At 73.7% G+C, this 17,782-nt stretch carries 17 protein-coding genes and 1 tRNA gene; 11 read left to right on the forward strand and 7 right to left on the reverse strand.

What is annotated here, in order from left to right:
• Positions 1–65: 65 nt before the first annotated feature.
• Positions 66–980: a DUF3027 domain-containing protein gene (locus BBK14_RS17755; protein ID WP_241831624.1), complete on the reverse strand. Its 915-nt coding sequence runs from the start codon at positions 978–980 to the stop codon at positions 66–68.
• Between the two features lie 388 nt (positions 981–1,368).
• Between BBK14_RS17755 and BBK14_RS17760 the strand changes: the two genes are divergently transcribed.
• From BBK14_RS17760 to BBK14_RS17775, 4 genes are all read left to right on the forward strand, one after another.
• Complete coding sequence (locus BBK14_RS17760; protein ID WP_420849172.1) at positions 1,369–3,387, forward strand: MFS transporter; 2,019 nt, start codon at positions 1,369–1,371, stop codon at positions 3,385–3,387.
• Between the two features lie 243 nt (positions 3,388–3,630).
• Entirely contained in the window at positions 3,631–4,572 is a 942-nt protein-coding gene (gene mqnB, locus BBK14_RS17765; protein ID WP_012157596.1) for a futalosine hydrolase, read from the forward strand.
• 38 nt (positions 4,573–4,610) lie between these two features.
• Complete coding sequence (locus tag BBK14_RS17770; protein ID WP_071063957.1) at positions 4,611–5,492, forward strand: 1,4-dihydroxy-6-naphtoate synthase; 882 nt, start codon at positions 4,611–4,613, stop codon at positions 5,490–5,492.
• Positions 5,493–5,544: 52 nt separating this feature from the next.
• Positions 5,545–5,895: a rhodanese-like domain-containing protein gene (locus tag BBK14_RS17775; RefSeq protein WP_071063959.1), complete on the forward strand. Its 351-nt coding sequence runs from the start codon at positions 5,545–5,547 to the stop codon at positions 5,893–5,895.
• 50 nt (positions 5,896–5,945) lie between these two features.
• Here BBK14_RS17775 and purS read toward each other — a convergent pair whose 3' ends face one another.
• The gene (gene purS, locus BBK14_RS17780) at positions 5,946–6,194 is read right to left on the reverse strand and encodes a phosphoribosylformylglycinamidine synthase subunit PurS (RefSeq protein WP_083391041.1); all 249 of its coding nucleotides are present in this window, start codon (positions 6,192–6,194) and stop codon (positions 5,946–5,948) included.
• A gap of 58 nt (positions 6,195–6,252) precedes the next feature.
• On the opposite strand from purS, the gene larE reads away from it, so the two are divergent.
• Positions 6,253–7,713, forward strand: a complete 1,461-nt coding sequence (gene larE / locus BBK14_RS17785) for an ATP-dependent sacrificial sulfur transferase LarE (protein ID WP_275078499.1) — start codon at positions 6,253–6,255, stop codon at positions 7,711–7,713.
• A gap of 22 nt (positions 7,714–7,735) precedes the next feature.
• Here larE and BBK14_RS17790 read toward each other — a convergent pair whose 3' ends face one another.
• The gene (locus BBK14_RS17790) at positions 7,736–7,963 is read right to left on the reverse strand and encodes a hypothetical protein (RefSeq protein ID WP_071063962.1); all 228 of its coding nucleotides are present in this window, start codon (positions 7,961–7,963) and stop codon (positions 7,736–7,738) included.
• Between the two features lie 393 nt (positions 7,964–8,356).
• On the opposite strand from BBK14_RS17790, the gene BBK14_RS17795 reads away from it, so the two are divergent.
• On the forward strand, positions 8,357–8,755 hold the full coding sequence (locus BBK14_RS17795) for a cold-shock protein (RefSeq protein ID WP_012157590.1): 399 nt from the start codon (positions 8,357–8,359) through the stop codon (positions 8,753–8,755).
• Between the two features lie 16 nt (positions 8,756–8,771).
• Here the strand turns inward: BBK14_RS17795 and BBK14_RS38980 are convergent, their stop codons facing one another.
• Entirely contained in the window at positions 8,772–8,936 is a 165-nt protein-coding gene (locus BBK14_RS38980) for a hypothetical protein (protein ID WP_165938627.1), read from the reverse strand.
• Positions 8,937–9,170: 234 nt separating this feature from the next.
• Between BBK14_RS38980 and BBK14_RS17800 the strand changes: the two genes are divergently transcribed.
• The gene (locus tag BBK14_RS17800) at positions 9,171–10,991 is read left to right on the forward strand and encodes a protein kinase domain-containing protein (RefSeq protein ID WP_071063964.1); all 1,821 of its coding nucleotides are present in this window, start codon (positions 9,171–9,173) and stop codon (positions 10,989–10,991) included.
• A gap of 34 nt (positions 10,992–11,025) precedes the next feature.
• Here the strand turns inward: BBK14_RS17800 and BBK14_RS17805 are convergent, their stop codons facing one another.
• A complete protein-coding gene (locus BBK14_RS17805; RefSeq protein WP_071063966.1) occupies positions 11,026–11,829 on the reverse strand; it encodes a TetR/AcrR family transcriptional regulator in 804 nt (267 codons plus the stop codon).
• Positions 11,830–12,014: 185 nt separating this feature from the next.
• Here BBK14_RS17805 and BBK14_RS17810 point away from each other — a divergent pair, with 185 nt between their 5' ends.
• Complete coding sequence (locus tag BBK14_RS17810) at positions 12,015–12,857, forward strand: HNH endonuclease family protein (protein ID WP_083391043.1); 843 nt, start codon at positions 12,015–12,017, stop codon at positions 12,855–12,857.
• 70 nt (positions 12,858–12,927) lie between these two features.
• Here BBK14_RS17810 and BBK14_RS17815 read toward each other — a convergent pair whose 3' ends face one another.
• On the reverse strand, positions 12,928–13,260 hold the full coding sequence (locus tag BBK14_RS17815) for a DUF6458 family protein (RefSeq protein ID WP_071063968.1): 333 nt from the start codon (positions 13,258–13,260) through the stop codon (positions 12,928–12,930).
• Positions 13,261–13,995: 735 nt separating this feature from the next.
• Positions 13,996–14,078: transfer RNA gene (locus BBK14_RS17820), tRNA-Leu, on the reverse strand.
• Positions 14,079–14,238: 160 nt separating this feature from the next.
• Between BBK14_RS17820 and BBK14_RS17825 the strand changes: the two genes are divergently transcribed.
• The 3 genes from BBK14_RS17825 to BBK14_RS17830 are packed head-to-tail and all read left to right on the forward strand — an operon-like array spanning position 14,239 to position 17,780.
• Positions 14,239–15,837, forward strand: coding sequence for a DUF3662 and FHA domain-containing protein (locus tag BBK14_RS17825; RefSeq protein ID WP_071063970.1), 1,599 nt, complete (start codon positions 14,239–14,241; stop codon positions 15,835–15,837).
• A gap of 3 nt (positions 15,838–15,840) precedes the next feature.
• Complete coding sequence (locus BBK14_RS35475; RefSeq protein ID WP_083391044.1) at positions 15,841–16,380, forward strand: FHA domain-containing protein FhaB/FipA; 540 nt, start codon at positions 15,841–15,843, stop codon at positions 16,378–16,380.
• Positions 16,377–17,780 carry a PP2C family protein-serine/threonine phosphatase gene (locus BBK14_RS17830; protein WP_012157582.1) on the forward strand — a complete coding sequence of 468 codons (1,404 nt, stop codon included), beginning with the start codon at positions 16,377–16,379 and terminating at the stop codon, positions 17,778–17,780. The genes BBK14_RS35475 and BBK14_RS17830 overlap by 4 nt, the downstream gene beginning before the upstream one ends.
• The last annotated feature ends 2 nt before the right edge of the window (positions 17,781–17,782 follow it).

Genomic DNA, 17,782 nt, shown 5'->3' on the forward strand with positions numbered 1-17,782 from the left:
GTCCATGGACTCACTCAATCGCCACACATCATTTCGCCCGGCCCGACAGCAGGTGCCCGACCAGATCAGGAGTGGCCGTAGGGCTCCGGGCCGGCGTCGGCGTCGGCGGTGCCGGGGGGCTGGTCCGGGACTGAGCCCGGGGAGTGCGCGGCCACCCCGACCAGCTCGATGTCGGTCGGAGTCAGGTCGGAGGGGTCCTCGTCGAAGGGGACCGACTCCGGATGCGCCGAGGGCGCGATCAGCGCCTCCGAATGGGCTCCGCAGCCGTGGTCGACGGCTGTGACCCGGCCGTCATCCGGGGCGAGCTCGTTCGCGCACACCCCGAACAGGCGGCCGAGCGCACCGACGAGCCGGACATGGAAGCCGCAGGTCAGGCAGGCCGCCGGCGCGACCTTGGCGATGGACGCGTCCGGCCCGGAGTCACCGCCGTACCAGCGCTCGGCGGCTTCCTCCCGGCCGAAGGTCGACAGCATCCGGGGGCGGCCGATCCCGAGCCCCATCCAGGCCTCGGGGTCGTCGATCTCCTCCGCGTCACTCGCCCGCAGCGCCAGCCGGGGGTCGTCCACGGCCGTCGGGAGCAGGTCGCCCACGCCGACGTCACCCGGCCGCAGGCGCTCGGACCAGGGCACCCAGGCCGGGGCGAGCACCGCGCCCTCGCCCGGCGTCAGTATGACGTCGTTGACGGTCGCCTTCCGGATGCGCGACGCACGCGCGACGACGACGGTCCAGGTCCAGCCGACGTAGGCGCGGGAGAGGCACTCGAACCGGTGCAGGACGAGCCGCTCCGCCTCGGCCTCGACACCGAGGTGCCTGCCGACCTCTGCGGGCGAATCGGCCTCCTCCTCGGCCGCGGCACGGGCGAGGTCCACCGCGCCGGCGCACACCGCGTCGAGGACGGGCTCCCGCAGCAGACGTCCCGTCCGCGCGATCCGCGCCCGCGCCGCCGGCGCGGGGGTTTCGGGCTCGGATGTCCCGGGCACCGCACTTTCGTGCCCCGACACCGCACCAGCCGGAACGTCGACGGACGCATCAGCCGGCCCACCGGCGGGCGGGTCACCGGCGGGCGGCCCACCGGCGGGCGGGTCACCCGATGCGTCGGCGGCGGAGGCTGGCGCGTCAGGTGGCGTCGGGGGAGTGGGCTCGGCCGCTGCCGCCCGCGTACGGCGCGACGACCGGCGCACGGGCCGGCGTGGCTTCTCGTCCGCGGGGGACGGCGCCGTGGCCTCACTGTGATCCGTCGCAGTGCCAGCGGGGGGAACGCCGGCACCATCCGACGAACCCCGGGACCCACGGGCCCCAGCCGACTCGGAACGAACTTCTAGTGCTTCCACGGCACGTATTCTCACCCAACGACGGTCGCCCCGCCCGATGTGGTCGTGGTCTCGAGCGGTACTGGCGAGGACACTCGGCAGAGTGAAGCCGGGAAGCACGCTCACCGAAGGACTCAACCGCCTGCGTGCGACCATTCGCCGCGACGGCGCGCAACAGTCCGGGCTGTCCTCGCTGACCGAGTTGTCTTTCGTCAACGCGGCGGGCGACGCGCTCGTCACGGTGGCGCTGGCCGGCTCGCTGTTCTTCGCGGTGCCGACCGGCGAGGCCCGGTCCAAGGTGGCACTTTACCTACTGATCACGATGGTGCCGTTCGCCCTGCTGGCCCCGGTCGTGGGGCCGCTGCTGGACAGGGTGGCCTACGGGCGGCGCACCGCGCTCGCGGCCATCTGCCTCGGGCGGTGCCTGCTGGCCTGGCAGCTGGCCGGCGCGCTGGACGGGCTCGCGGTCTACCCGCTCGCCCTCGGGCTGCTCGTCCTGTCGCGGGCGTTCGGCGTCGCCCGCAGCGCCGTCGTGCCGCGAGTCACGCCGCCGGAGATGACCCTGGTCAAGGTCAACTCCCGGATCTCCCTGGTCAACATCGTCGCCGGCGCGATCGTCGCCCCGGTCGGCCTCGGGCTGGCCAACATCCCGTTCGTCGGCTATCCGTGGGTCCTGCGGGTGTGCGCGCTGATCTACATGGCCGGGGTGCTGCTGGCCTTCAACCTGCCCGGCCACGTCGACTCCGCGGCCGGTGAGCGGACGCTGCGCGAGCTCACCGGCCCGCGCCGGCGGGGCAACCTGCGCACCCGGTTCGCCGCGGCGCTCGGCGCGCTGCCCGTCGCGTTGCGGGCGACGCTGGTCCTGCGCGGACTGGTGGGCTTCCTCACCTTTTACCTGGCATTCCTGCTGCGGACGAACGGCGGCAACAACCTGTGGCTCGGCGCCCTCGCGGCGACGGCGGGATTCGGCAGCGGAATCGGCGTCCTCATCGGCGGGCGGCTCGGGCGCCGGCGTCCCGAGGGAATTCTCATGCTGGGCCTGCTGCTGGCGGCGAGCGGATGCCTCGTCGCCGCGGTGACGTACACCCGGTTCACCTCGCTGGTCGCGGCCCTGCTGGCGATGACGGCGGGCTCGATGGCCAAGCTGGCGCTGGACGCCATAATCCAGCGCGACATCGTCGAGGACACCCGGGGCTCGGCCTTCGCCCGCTCCGAGACTGCGCTGCAGCTCGGCTGGGTGACCGGCGGCGCGTTCGGGCTGATCGAGATGCCGGGCACGCTCGGCTTCGCGCTCGCCGCGGCGGCGGTCGGGCTGGCCCTCGTCCTGCAGTCCCGGGCGCTGCGGGAGGCCCGCCGCCAGGCCCGCGAGCGCCACCGGCCCACGGCCCGGGAGACCACCGGCGCCAAGCCGCCGTGGCCGGGCCCGCAGGCACCGGCGCAGCCGTCCGCGCCCGTCGCCGACACCGTTCCCGCGCCGGCCGGCTACGCGACAACCGGCTACGCGACAACCGACCACGCTGTCGCCGATCCCACAGCGACCGACCCCACCGCAGTCGGTCCCCCACCGGTCAGCACCGCACCCGCGGGTGCGGTGCCCACGGGTTCCATGAACGGCTGGTATGCCCCCGATCCGCGGGCCGACGTCCCGGTCAGTTGGCGGGGGCCCGCCGGCGGCGGACAGTGGGCCGGCGGCGATCCCGACGCTACGAACCCGCTGGGGCACCCGCCCGTCCCCGGGCCGGCGGCGGCCGAGGGCCCGGGCGGCGCGTACGGCCCGGCACCGCAGCTGCACCATGCCTATCAGCAGCCCTACCAGCTGGACTCCGGGCAACCGGGCCACCAGCAGAACGGCTACCAGCAGAACGGCTACCAGCAGGACCGACAGCAGTCGTACCAGCAGGAACCGGTCCAGGACAGGCCGCCGGGGCCGGGCGCAGGCGGGACACCCGGGCCGGGCGCGGCGGGGGAGGCGCAGCCCGGTTTGCCCACCCCCGCGGTGCCGCGGACACTGGAGGATCCCGACCCTCCGAACGGCTCCGCCCGCCGCGGCCGCTGGCGCCGCGACCGGCCACGATAGCTCCCCCAGGGCAGGCCACCCGCCGCGCCTGGAGATAACCGTGAGCGCCAGATCACAGCGGGTGCTCGGAACCACGGAGGGTCGATCGCGGTGCTAGGGTCCGTCAACTAAGTCCGGTTTGCACCACATCACAGGGATCGTGCCGTCACTGCGCCGTCCGGCACGGTGGCCTGGTCGCAGACCGGCGCCCCAACGGCGCGACGGAAGACGAGGACACGTCCAAACCATGATCTTGAGCAGGTCATGACCCGCACCCTCATCGTCACCGCGGTGAACGCCGAGGCGGACGCGGTGTGCGCCGGTCTGATGGGGAGTTGGTCGCGCGGCCGCTCGCGCACTCCGTCCGGGCCCGGCGGCCTGGTCTCGCCCGACTGGGACCGGCAGTTGCTGACCACCTCGACCCTCGGGCCCTACGTCGGGCGCCGGCGCGGTCCGGTGACCGTTCTCGCCGCCGGCCCGGCTGGTCCGGCGTCCGCGGCCGGGACGGCCGTCGCCCTGGCGGTCGCGAGCGCGGCCGGCGAGCCGTTCGGGCTGGTCATCTCGATGGGGATCGCAGGCGGTTTCCGCGGCTGGGCTGAGGTCGGCGACCTGGTGATCGCCGATCGGATGGTCGCCGCGGACCTCGGCGCCGAGTCCGGACTCGACGAGCCGGCCGAGCCGGCAGCCCCGGTCCGGATCAACGAGATGGACCGCAACCTGGGCTTCCACCCCGCCGGGGCACCCCCGTACCAGCCCGGCCCGCCACCGGGCCCGGTGGCGGCGGGCGCGTTCCTGACCATGGACGACCTGGGCCTCGGCTCGTCGACCCTGCAGCCCGACGCCGACCTCGTCCGACGGCTGACGACCGTTCTCGACATCACCGGGCGCAGAATCGTGAGTGGCACCGTCCTCACTGTGTCGACCGTGACCGGGACGGAGCGGCGGGCCGCAGCGCTCACAGCACGGCTGGACCCGGTCGCCGAGGCGATGGAGGGGTACGCCGTCGGGATTGCCGCGGGTGCGTTCGGTGTTCCGGTGACGGAGATCCGCGCGGTCAGCAACCCGGTCGGCCGGCGGGACCGCGCGGCGTGGAACACGCAGGCCGCGCTGGGCAGCCTGCGCACCGCGGCGGCGGCGCTCGTGGCACACCCGGAGGGCCTGGTACCCGCCCCCCGCGCGGAGAAGGAGTCGGGGCCGACGGGCTAGCCCGGGCCCTCGGGAGGCAACGGACCAGGAGGTCGCGCATGAGTACACCGCCGATCGGAAGCGAGGGCGGAGCGCCGGCGCCGGACCAGCTGACGCTCGCCATCTCACCGTGCCCGAACGACACCTTCGCCTTCCACGCGTTCATCCACGGGTTGGTCCCGGGCGCCCCGGCGGTGTCGACGACCTTCGCCGACATCGACGTGCTGAACGCCCGCGCCGCCGACGGCCGGGACGACCTGGTCAAGGTCTCCTACGCGGCCCTGCCGTGGCTGCTCGACCGCTACTCGCTGCTCACCGCCGGCGGCGCGCTCGGCCGCGGGTGCGGACCGCTCGTCCTGACCGCCGGGCGGACGGACCTGCGCGGCACCTCGGTCGCCATCCCGGGCACCCGCACCACCGCCTACCTGCTGTTCCGGCTGTGGGCCGAGCAGCTCGGCATCGGCTCGATCAACGTCGTGCCGTTCGACCGGATCATGCCCGCCGTCCGGGACGGCCAGTACGACGCCGGGCTGGTCATCCACGAGTCGCGGTTCACCTACCCGTCCTACGGACTGACCGCGGTGGCGGACCTCGGTGACTGGTGGGAGGGCCGGACGGGGCTCCCGATTCCGCTCGGCGCCATCGTGGCCCGCCGCGGGCTCGACACCGCCGCGCTGTCGGCCGCCGTGCGGGCCAGCGTGGCCGCGGCCTTCGCCGACCGGGCCGCCAGCGCGACCTTCGTGATCGAGCACGCGCAGGAGATGGCCCCCGAGGTCGCGAACGCCCACATCGAGCTCTACGTCAACGACTTCACTCTCGATCTGGGGGACGAGGGCTTCGCCGCCGTCCGGGAGCTGCTCGGGCGCGCCGCCGCCGCCGGCCTCGTCCCGGAGCTGCCCGCTGGCGCCCTGACCGCCACCGCCCTGGCCACCGACGGGTAGCCAGCGCCACGCCGCATCCGCCCAGCCCCGCGGCGGGTGGCAGGATGGCGCTGTGAGTCCCCAGCAGATACCGACCGTGAACGTGACGGAGCTTCCCGTCCACCTGCCCGCCGAGGGTGGCCCGCTGCTCGTCGACGTACGCGAGCCCGACGAGTGGGCCGCCGGTCACATCGACGGCGCGGTCCACATCCCGATGGGCGACTTCCTGGCCCGCATCAGCGAGGTCCCCCGGGAGCGGGAGATCGTCGTGGTGTGCCGTTCCGGCAGCCGGTCGGCCGCCGTCACCGCGCACCTGGCCCGTGAGGGCTGGCAGGCCCGCAACCTCGTGAACGGGATGATCGGCTGGCAGGCCGCCGGCCGCCCCATGATCAGCGAGACCCCGCTCGCCCCCACCGTGCTCTGACCGTGCTCTGACCGCCGCCGCCGCGGCTCACCGCGGCGGCGCGGCTCCGCCTAGTCGGCTTCCACCCGGACGACATAGTCCTCGATCACCGGGTTCGCCAGCAGCGTCGACGCGAGGTGCTCGATGCGCGCCAGCGCCTCGGCGTCGGCCTCGCCGTCCAGGTCCAGCTCGAAACGCTTGCCCTGGCGAACGCCGCTGATCCCGGCCACGCCGAGGCGCGGCAGCGCCGTGAGCACCGCCTGGCCCTGCGGGTCGAGGATCTCCGGCTTGAGCATCACATCCACCACAACCCTGGTCACACCCGCGGACCTTACCGGCTTTCGGCGGCCCGTCCGCCTGGCTGGTTAGGCTCGCCGGGTGTCCCCCTGGAGAACATCCACCCTGGTCGTCGGTTTCGACCTGGACATGACCCTGCTGGACGCCCGCCGCGGGATCGTCGCCACCTTCGCCGAGCTGGCCACCGAGACCGGCGTCACGATCGATGGCGAGGCCGCCGTGCGCCGTCTCGGCCCCCCGCTCGAGGACGAGATCGCCCGCTGGTTCCCGGCGGACGAGGTGGCCCGGCGGGCCGCCCGCTATCGCGAGCTCTACGCGGTGCACGCGGTGCCCGTCTCCGTCGCGATGCCGCACGCCACCGAGGCCGTCGAGGCGGTCCGCAGCGCCGGTGGGCGGGTCGTGGTCGTGACCGCGAAGAGCGAGCCGCTGGCCCGGGCCAGCCTGGAGCACATCGGGATCACAGCGGACCACGTCGCGGGCTGGCTGTTCGCCGAGACCAAGGGCGCGGCGATCGAGGAGCACGGCGTGGACGTCTTCGTCGGCGACCACGTCGGGGACGTCCACGGCGCGCGCGCGGGCGGGGCGGCCTCCGTCGCGGTGCCCACCGGCCCCTGCCCGCCGGACGACCTGACCGCGGCCGGGGCGGACGTCGTCCTGCCCGACCTGGCGGCCTTCCCGGCCTGGCTGGCGGACGAGGTGCTCCGCCGGCGCCTGGACACGCTCAGCGCACGGCTGGGTGAGCTCGGATCGGTGCTGGTCGCCTTCTCGGGCGGCGCGGACTCCGCCTTCCTGCTGGCCGCCGCCGCGCGGGAACTCGGCCCCGACGCCGTGGTCGCGGCCACGGCCGTGTCGGCGTCCCTGCCCGCGGCCGAACTCGACGCGGCCCGCCGCTTCGCCACCGGCCTCGGGGTGCGCCACCTGTTCCCGGCGACCGACGAGATGAGCCACGAGGGCTACCGCGCCAACAGCTCCAGCCGTTGCTACTTCTGCAAGTCCGAGCTCGTCGACACACTCGCGCCGCTGGCCGTCGAGCTGGGTCTGGCGCACGTGGTCACCGGAACCAACGCCGACGACGCGCGTGCGGGGTTCCGGCCCGGCATCGGCGCGGCGGCCAGCCGGGGCGCGCGCACGCCGTTGCTGGACGCCGGTCTGACCAAGGCCCAGGTGCGCGCCGCGTCCCGGGCCTGGGGGCTGCCCACCTGGGACAAGCCGGCGGCGGCCTGCCTGGCGAGCCGGATCGCCTACGGGGTGCGGGTCAGCCCGGCCCGGCTCGCCCGGGTGGAGCGTGCCGAGACGGCGCTGCGGGTGGCCACGGCAGCGGCCGGCCTGCACATCCGCGACCTGCGCGTGCGCGATCTCGGGGACGTCGCCCGGATCGAGGTGGATGCCGACCACGTGGCCGGACTGGTGGCCCGTCCCGATCTGGTCTCGGTGGTCGTCGAGTCCGGTTTCGCCCACGCGGAGGTCGATCCCCGGGGCTTCCGGTCCGGTTCGATGAACGAGCTCCTTCCCGCCCCTGGGCGCCAGACCGAGCCGGCCTGACACCCGGATCGGGATCAGCGCCTCAGAAGGTCGGGGCGCCCTCGCCCTGCTGCCGGGCGCCCCGCTCGACGTGCTCGCGGTAGGCGGCGGCCTCACTCGGCGTCACCGAGAGGCCGTCGGCCTCCCGCATCGCCGCGGCGTCGGCGGTACCTCCGTCGGCGTGCGCGTTCTCGTCGCGGCGACGGCTGTCCTCGGCCTCGGCGAAAGCGTCCGCGTCGCGGAAGTCGAGATCACGGTCGGGCTTCGACATGGAGCTCACTCCTCCGAACGATCGATTCTTTCTGGTTGCGCGTTGTGTGCTCCTGCTGGTGCGTCCGCTGGTGCGCGCCGTGTGCGCTTGTGTCCTGCAGCGCGACCGTTCCGCGTCACGCGCACGGCGGTCCTGCCCCGGATGCGTCTTCTGTAACGGCCTTGGGCTCCGGAAGAACTCGCCTTACCGGACAGACGCTCCATATTCCGCAGTCAGCCATGAAGTGTCCGGTGTCGGACGAACATCGGCGTGGTCATCCGGGGACGATGTCGGGCCCCGGCCACGCGGTGTCATCGTCCGCGAAGGGGCTACACATGAGGCGGGCGCCGGATAGCCTGGGAATCCGTCACCGCGTGTCAATCCGCCGATCCGCAACGCAGAACGAGGTCGCCCGTGCCCACCGGCAAAGTCAAGTGGTTCGACGTCGACAGGGGTTTCGGTTTTCTCAGCCGTGATGACGGCGACGCCGACGTCTTCGTCCACAAGGCCGCTCTGCCGTCCGGTGTGGATCGCCTCAAGCCCGGCGATCGGGTCGAGTTCGGCATTGCCGCCGGCCGGAAGGGCGATCAGGCGCTCTCGCTGCGCATTCTGAGTGCTCCTCCGTCCGTTGCCAAGGCCGCCGCGAACGCCTCACGGCGCAGCCCCGACGAGCTCCACAGCATGGTCGAAGACATGATCAAGGTCCTCGACGACGTCCAACGCGACCTGCGCCGCGGGCGCTACCCCGACCGCAGGGCGGCCCAGAAGGTGGCCAAGGTCGTCCACGCGGTCGCCAACGAGCTCGAGCGCTGACAGGCGCGACCCCCGGTCAGGCCCGGGGGTCGTCCGGCGGGGTGATCGTCACCCGGCGTCCGCAGCCCGCGCAGACCGCGACCACGGCGCCGGGCTCCTCGTCCGAGGGCACCAGGTGCGCCAGCGGCACCTGCCCACCGCACCAGGGGCAGGCCAGCCACGGCCCAGCGGTCTCGGTCATCAGCGGTGCTCCCGTCCGGGGTGTCGCGATGCGGACTGGTCCGGGGCGCACCGCTGCGCCGTCCGCTCTGGTATCGACGACTCTGACACCGACGACACCGACCCGCCGGGCGTTCCGCGCCGTGGCCGGAGAATCCGGCCATAGCTTCGGCACGCGCGGAGCCGTCGCCGCGTTGGTGCAGACTGCGAACAGGCGTAGAGCCGCTACCCCGGGCACCGAAGGTGGAACATCATCGTGGATCACAACGGGGAACGCGTCGCTCCGGCGGCGCGCGGGCAGCCGGGTGGCATGGCGCCACCCGGTGAGGTCCTGCACCCGCACGAACCCCGGGCGATCGGTCCGTACCGCCTGCTGCGCCGCCTGGGCGCGGGCGGGATGGGCACGGTGTACCTCGCCGAGTCCGCCGGCCGCCGGGTCGCGGTGAAGGTCGTCCGCCCGGACCTGGCCGCCGACGAGGAGTTCCGGCGGCGGTTCCGGCAGGAGGTCGACGCCGCCCGCCGGGTCGCGCCGTTCTGCACCGCCGAGGTGCTGGACGCCGACCCCGACGCCGCCGCCCCCTACCTGGTGACCGAGTTCATCGAAGGCGTCCGGCTCGACCACGCGGTGGAGAACGGCCCGATCAGCGGCTCCACGCTGACCGGGCTCGCCGTCGGCGTGGCCACCGCGCTGACCGCGATCCACGGCTCCGGTCTCGTCCACCGTGATCTCAAGCCGAGCAACGTGCTGCTGTCGATGTCCGGCCCCCGGGTGATCGACTTCGGCATCGCGCAGGCGCTCGAGGGCGCCAAGGCGAAACCCACCGCGTGGGGCTTCGGGTCCGCCGGCTGGATGGCCCCCGAGCAGGTGAACGGCCAGGCCATCGGCCCGGAGGCCGACGTGTTCACCTGGGGCATCCTGGTCGCCTACGCGGGCACCGGTCACCACCCGTTCGGCACCGGGACGGACCTGGAGCTCAGCACCCGTATCGTCGGCTCCCGCCCGGCCCTGGACGGCCTGCCGCACGATCTGAAGGCGCTGGTCGCGGCCGCCCTCGCCAAGAACCCCGACGACCGCCCGAACGCCCGCGACCTGCTGCTGAGCCTGATCTCGCTGCCGCCCACCCGATCCGGCGACGGCTGGGACGACGGCACCGGGCGGCCGAGCGCCAGCGCCGTCGGCCAGGCCGAGGAACTGCTGAACCTCACCAGGGGCACGACCCTGCCCGGCCTCGCGCCGACCCGGATCGCTCCGCAGACATCCGCCGGCGAGCGGGCCTCGGCCGGCCGCAGGGCCGGCCCGTCCGGTGTCGCCGTGCCGGCGCCGGCGGGCGCGCCGGCCTTCTCCGGGGCGCCCGGAGCGGCACGCGACCCGGCGACCGGCGGCGGCCCCGCGGGATTCGGGCCCTCCGGCTTCCGCCCCGCCGGTGCCGGCCCGGCGCCGCATCCACCCGCGCAGGGGCCGCACCCGCCCGTCCCCGCCGGTCCCAGAGGCCCGGCCGGAGACGGGGCCTCTGGGACCGGCCAGCCCCGTTCCACGTGGCACCGCGTGCTCCTGTTCGGCGCGGCCGCGCTCACGGTCGTCCTGGCCGCCTGGCTGATCAGCTCGGTCGCCGGCGGGTCGGACGACCCGGGCGCGCCCTCGGTTGCCGGCGGCCGGGAGGCGCCGTCCCAGCAACCGACGGCACCGCGCAGCGGGGGCCTGAGCACAGCGGTCCGCGACGACCAGCTCGAGTTCGTCGCGAACAAGATCAGTTGTGGCGAGGACCGCCTCGGCGACGGGTTCCTGGCCCGGCGCCCCAGCGGCCAGTTCTGCCTGGTGGACATGAAGATCACCAACGTGGGAACAGTCGAGCGTGTCCTGAGCAGCTCCAACCAGTATCTGCACACCTCGGACGGCGGCCGTCATACCGTCGACTTCCTGGCCCGTTACTTGATCAACGACGGGATCTGGGACACGATCCCGCCCGGTGCCACGGTCACCGGCACCTTCGTCTTCGACATCCCCGTGGACGCGGAGGCCGAGAAGCTCGAGCTGCACGAGCGGCCGGAAAGCCAGGGCGTCACGATCCAGCCGTAACGACCCGGGCCAGCTGCGACGACCCCCGGGGGCGTCAGACGAGCGGCCTGGCCGCCGCCGAGATCGCGAGCGCGTCGAACGGCATCGGCCCGACGTCGAGGACGGCGTTGCCGGAACAGGGCCGCAGGCCGTCAAGCAGGAGATCGAGATGGCGCCGCCAGACCTCGGGTGCGAAACCGTCGGTCAGGTCCAGCACGACCCGCATCGACCGGACCAGCACGATCAGGTCGGAGAGCACGACGTCCGACCGCACCGCCCCGGCCTGCTGCGCCCGGATGAACATCTCGCCGATCAGCGGGACCACATCGGCGAACAGCAGCTCGTTGGTCCGCCCGCTCCACAGCCGGCTCGACAGGAAGGCCCACTGGCAGACCTCGGTCGTGATCGACCGGATGAAGAACGACCGCAGCGCCACCGTCGGTGGCTCGGTGGCCAGCACGTCCTCGGCGATCGAGCGCAGATGATCGACGACCGTGCCGAGGATCGCCTCGATGAGCGCGTCCTTGTTCGGGAACCGCCGGTACAGCGTGCCCATCCCGACCCCGGCCCGCTTCGCGATCTCGTCGACGCCGACGTCGAGGCCCTGCTCGACGAACAGCTCACGGGCGGCGGCGAGCACACGCTCACGGTTGCGCTCGGCGTCGCGGCGCAGCGGCCGCGGCGAGCCGGGCGGCCGGGAGACCGGCCTCGCCCGCGCCGGCCCGGGTGGCACCGGGATTGAGCTCAGGTGCCGGGCGGGCGCGGTCTCCGCACCGGCCCGGCGCGAGAACACCGGCTCGGCACGCGGCCGGCCCAGATCATGGTCAGTCGTCCCGCCACCGGTTGGCCCGCCGTACATGCCAGAACACTGTATGGGCATCGGCCCGCCCATCCGGCCATTTCCCGGAGCCCGGCTGACGGGACCGGACACGGATCCGCATCGACGCAGGCTACGGTGGCCGTCACGGACGCAAACGGCCGTAGACGGACGGAACCCCGGACGTGCGAAGCGGGCCGGCCACGCCGAGCAGATCGGGGACAACAGTGGGCGAGAGCACGGCCGGCGCGGGGCCCACGAGCGCCACTGGCGCCAGGCGCCGCCGCGGAACGGGCCGTGGCGGAGCCGGCCTCGGCGGCGCGGGACGCGGGCGACTGGTCCGCGCCGCCGGCGCCCTGTGCGCGGTCGCGATCATCCTGCTGGTCGGCGGGTGCGACGAGGTCCTCGACGCCACGGCGGGAGACCCGACCGCCGCGCCCGCACCCGGCGGCGGGGTGAGCGGCGCGGGCGCCCCGCCCGGCGCAGGCTCGGCCCTCCAGGTGCTCGGCACGCTGTCGATCCGCGCGGAGGACAACTCCCCGCCCTACAAACGCAACGAGTTCGGGACGGCCTGGAGCGATGTCGACCACAACGGCTGCGACACCCGCAACGACATCCTGCACCGCGACCTGCGCAGCATCACCACCCGCAGCAGCGACGACTGCATCGTCCTGACCGGCGAGCTGCGCGACCCGTACACCACCCGAATCATCCGGTTCGACCGCGGGCGCAACTCGTCGGCCGTCCAGATCGACCACGTGATCCCGCTGGCCGACGCCTGGCGCACCGGCGCACTGGAATGGACCGCGAAGGAACGCCTCGGCTTCGCGAACGACCCGGAGAACCTGCTGGCCGTCGACGGCCCGATCAACCAGCAGAAAAGCGACCAGGACGCCTCCGAATGGCTCCCACCGAGCCCCGGAATCCGCTGCGCCTACATCGCGCGCCAGGTCGGATTGAAATCCCGCTACGGCCTCTGGGTCGAACAGGCCGAGGCGGATGCCATGCGGCAGGTGCTGCAATCCTGCCCGCAGCAGCCACCGCTCGGAATGGCCGCGGCCTCCGGCTGAACACCGAACACCCGTCCGGCCGGCGACCCGCCACTGCGCGGGCCACCGGCCGGACGGCGAACGACTCCGGTCAACGCACCGGCGGGTACCCGGCGCGCCCGTCCACGTCATAGTCCGCCGGGACGTCCACCTGCCGGGTGGTGCGGCGGTGCACCCGCAGGGCCTGGGCCGGGGGCTCCTCGTACGCCCCGGCCTCGGGGTAGACGTCCACATCCGACCGCGTCACGAGGGCGCGCCGCCGCCGGGGCGCGAACACCGCGAGCTCCAGGACGAGCCCGACCGCCCCGGCCAGCATGAGGATGATCCCGACGACCGCGATGTCGAGCCCGGAGATCGTCACGTCGACCGCGAACGTGAGGATCGCGCCGAGCGCCATCAGAAATACTCCGGCACCGATTCCCATTGCGTTACTCCCTCCGAGGGCCTGTCCGGCGGAGGACGCTGACGAGGTGACCTCCGACCTTCGTGATCGGGGTCGGAGTACCCGGTGCGCCGACCGGTACTCATCCCGATGTGGGAGACATTCCGGACCGCCAACCGGTCCACCCCCCATGGCCGCCCGCCCTGACCACGGTTTTGACCCTGGCTTGTGCTGGTTAAGGGACCGAATCCCGCTTCGCACGATCTCGGGGGTTTGCTTCGCCTAAAACCGGGCATCGGGGCGTCAGCCGCTTCTCCGGGGTGAAGCGCGCCACTGGGCCGGGCCGTCAACTTGAGTCGCTGCTCGCAGCCCCAGTCATTCCGCACGCCGCAGAGGCGGCAACGGGATCAGCGGTGCCCGGCTTCACGCCCGCCACCCGTGGCCGACCGGCTGGCCGTGTCGGCGCCCTCTGCCCTGGACCCGGACTCGAGCTGGCGGGCCGGGATGCCAAGCATGTTTCCAGACCAGCAGAGAGAGGCTGAAACAACACGCTCCGGAGCAAGACCCACGCCCCCGAGATCGAGCGAAGCGAGACCGAGCCCCCCGGCCAGCCCCCAACCAAAAAACCAGCCTTTGGGCCCACGCGCAGGAAGCCGAAGCGTTCGGAGCCACCGCACCCCAGCCCTCTGGGGGGTCTCGGGGGGTCACCCCCGGAAAGCGTGGCGGCCCGCCGCGCAGCCAACCCGAAGGGGCTGGCAAGCACGACGGGCCGGCTCGTGGGCGAGGGGGGAGTTGAACCCCCACGTCCGTTAGGACACACGGACCTGAACCGTGCGCGTCTGCCATTCCGCCACTCGCCCGAGTGGGACTATCTCCTTGCCGTGGGACACGCTATCACGCTGGAGACGGTAGCTTGCGCCGCCCCCCGGCCGGCCGCGGAGGCATGTCAAGCTGCCGAGCCGAGGGTTGGACCGGCCTGGGGGCATACGATCTCACAGACCGGGAGAAGGGAGGTCGGGCATGGGCGTGYTGCAGCGCTTCGAACGGCGCCTTGGCGGCCTCGTCGAGGGTGCGTTCGCGAAGGTCTTCAAAGGCGGGGTCGAACCCGTCGAGATCGCCAGCGCCCTGGCTCGCGAGACCGACGACCGGCGTGCGAACAGCTCGAACCGTGTCCTCGTCCCGAACGAGTTCGCCGTCGAGCTGGCTGGTGGCGACTTCGCCCGGCTGGCCCCCTACACCCGGGCGCTCTGTGACGAGCTGGCGGAGATGGTCCGTGAGCATGCCGCGGAGCAGCGCTACACCTTCGTCGGCCCGGTGACTGTCCGACTCGCGGAGGCCGCCGATCTCGACATCGGCGTCTTCCGGATCCGCAGCAGTGTGGCCTCCGCGGATCCCGCGGTGGTCGGTGGCCGCCGGCCGCGGCCGGCGGCGCCGGGTACCCCGCATCTACTGATCACGACACGCGCGCCGGGCGGGTCGGGCAGCGGCGAGCGGGAGTACCCGCTGGACGCGGAGACCACGGTGATCGGGCGCAGCGTCGAGTGCGACATCCGACTGAACGACACGGGCGTCTCGAGGCGGCACGGCGAGATCCGCCGCCTGCCTGACGGGCAGTTCCTGTACGTGGATGCCGGCTCCACGAACGGCAGCCTGGTCAACGGGCGCGCGGCGACGCAGGTGAAGCTTGTCAACGGCGACCGGATCGAGCTGGGGACCGCGGTCGTGGAGTTCCGGCGTGAGGAGGCCCGCGGCGCAACCGGCCCGCGTGGGCCGCGCACGCCGGTCCCGGCGCGCTCGTCACCGCCGCCGGGCCGCCCGACCCCGCCTCCGGCGGATCACCGCACGCCGCCGCCGTTCGACCCGCGCCAGCCGACTCCGTCGACCCGCCGGGGTACTCCGGCTCCGGACGACCGCTATGCCCGCCCGGAGCCGGGTGGTCCGGGCGGCCGCGAGCCCGGTTACCGCGACCGCCCCGGCCGGGATCCACGCGATGGCGACTACCGCGAGGGGCCGTCTCCGCGTTTCCGGGACGACCCGTCCGGCCGGCCCGCCGGCGACCACCGGCCGGACGCGTACCGCGAGGGGCCGTCGCCCCGCTTCCGTGACGATCCGGGCGCGCCGCCCGACGGTTACCGCGAGGGGCCGTCCGCGCGTTTCCGGGACGAGCCGCCCGCCCGCCCGCCCGCCCGGCCGCCGGCCGGGCCCCGGCCGGACGGCTACCGCGAGGGGCCCTCGCCCCGCTTCCGCGACGACGGGGCTCCCGCCCGGGGCCGCCCCGGGCCGACGCCGCCGCCGAACGCGCGCCAGGGCGGGGAGCGGGGTGACGGCGGCCGGCGGGCCCCCGGGCCGGGCCGGGAGCCCGAGTACGGGCGGGCCGGCAGGCCCGATCCGGGCCGCGGTCACCGCGGGGAGCCACCGCGTGCCGGCGCGCGCGGCGCGGGCGGTCCCGCCGACGAGATGTACCGCTCGTCCACCGATCCACGCCAGCGCCCGCCCGCGCGCGCCGACGACGGTCTCGAGGCGCTGGAGCCTCTCGACGGCTTCGACGACGCCGAGACCCGCCTGCCCAGCCGGGCGGCGAACCATCCCGGCGACGACCGCCGGCGCAGGGGCTGGTAGCCGATGGATCCCACCGCGCCGAGCGAGCTCGTCCTCCTGCTGGTGAAGATCGGCTTCCTGGCGCTGCTCTGGGGGTTCGTCCTGGTCGCCATCCGAGCTGTCCGCCTGGACATGTTCGGGCCGACCAAGCGCCAGCAGCGACGCCAGCCAGTAGTCGCGAGGGCACCGTCCCCCACTCCCGGGGGGCGTCCCGAACGTGTCAGATCGCCACGCCAGAGCCCACGCCCAGCCCCCGCGCCACCCATCAACCCGGCTCCGAGCCGGCTCGTGGTCACAAAAGGGCATCTTGCCGGCACAACAATCCCACTAGGTCCCGAGGCAATCACCATCGGACGGGCACCGGACTCGACTCTGGTCCTCGAGGATGACTTCGCGTCAGGACGGCATGCGAGACTCGTTCCTCACGACGGACAGTGGTTCGTCGAGGACCTCGGCTCGACCAATGGCACATTCCTCAACCGCACGAAGGTGACGAGTCCCATGCCGGTACCTCTCGGCGCGCCGGTCAGGATCGGGAAGACGGTCCTGGAGCTTCACCGGTGAGCCTCAGGCTTCACTTCGCCGTCCGCTCGGATGTCGGGCACGTCCGAGAAGGGAACGAGGACTCCGCCTACGCGGGAGCCCGCCTGCTCGCGGTGGCCGACGGTATGGGCGGCCACGCCGCCGGGGAGGTCGCGAGCTCGACCGTCATCTCCCGGCTGGCCGAACTCGACGAGCACCTCGACGCGACAGACCTGCTCGAGGAGCTGTCCGACGCCGTCCGGGACGCCAACCGTCGCCTGCGCGACATGGCGATGGAGAACAGCTCCCTGGACGGGATGGGCACCACGGTGACCGCGATGCTGTCCTCCGGGGAGCATCTCGGCCTGCTGCACGTGGGCGACTCCCGCGCGTACCTGTTGCGCGACGGCGTGCTGACGCAGATCACCCATGACCACACCCTCGTGCAGGACCTGGTCGACCAGGGTCGGATCACCCCGGAGCAGGCGAACACCCATCCGCAGCGGTCGCTGCTGATGCGGGCGCTCGACGGCCGCGAGGTCGAGCCGGACGTCTCGATGCGCCAGGCCGTCGACGGGGACCGCTACCTCCTGTGCACCGACGGCCTGTCCGGGGTGGTCAGCGAGGAGACGATCCTGGAGGCGCTGCTGCTTCCTGCGCCGCAGGATGTGGTGGACCGCCTGGTCGAGCTCGCCCTCAAGGGCGGCGGCCCGGACAACATCACGGTGGTGGTCGCGGACGTCATCGACGACGACCTCGACGACGACGCCCCGCTCGTGGCGGGCGCGGCCGCGGAGAAGCGCGTGGTCCCCGGGGCGGCGGCGGCCCGCACCGGACCCAACCCGCGCAACACCGACTCCGAGTCGGCGGCGGCGAAGGCGGCCCGCATCGGTCGGCCGGGCTTCCACCGCCGGGGCTCCGGCGACCGCCACGACGATCCCGACGACGACCCCGAACGAGGCACGGCCCACGGCGGCCGGCGCCGCCTGTTCATGTCGACGGTCGTGCTCGTCCTGGTGGTCGCCGGCGCGGCAGCCGGCTGGACGTACGTGCGCGGCCAGTACTACGTGGGCGTCGACGACGACCACGTGGCGGTCTTCCAGGGGCTGAAGGGGAGCATCGCGGGCATCTCGCTCTCGACGGTGCGTTCCCGCCACCAGCTCCTGTCCGAGGTCAACGAGCCCTTCCAGGACACCGTGCGCCAGGGCATCGAGGCCGACGACCTCTCCGAGGCCCAGCGCATCGCGGCCGACCTGCCCACGGCGTCCCCGGCCGCCTCGACCACCGACACCGCGCCGACCACGTCCCCCACCCGGGCGCCGGATGCGAAGACGTCCAGGTCGGATCCGCTCCCGACCGTCGACCCCACGTGCCTGGGCGCGGTGACCGGCGCCGCGCCGCCACCGGGCTGCCCCGGGGTGGGCGTGACGCCGTCCCCGTGAGT

The organism is Parafrankia soli, from assembly GCF_001854695.1.
GTDB classification, from domain to species: Bacteria; Actinomycetota; Actinomycetes; order Frankiales; family Frankiaceae; genus Parafrankia; species Parafrankia soli.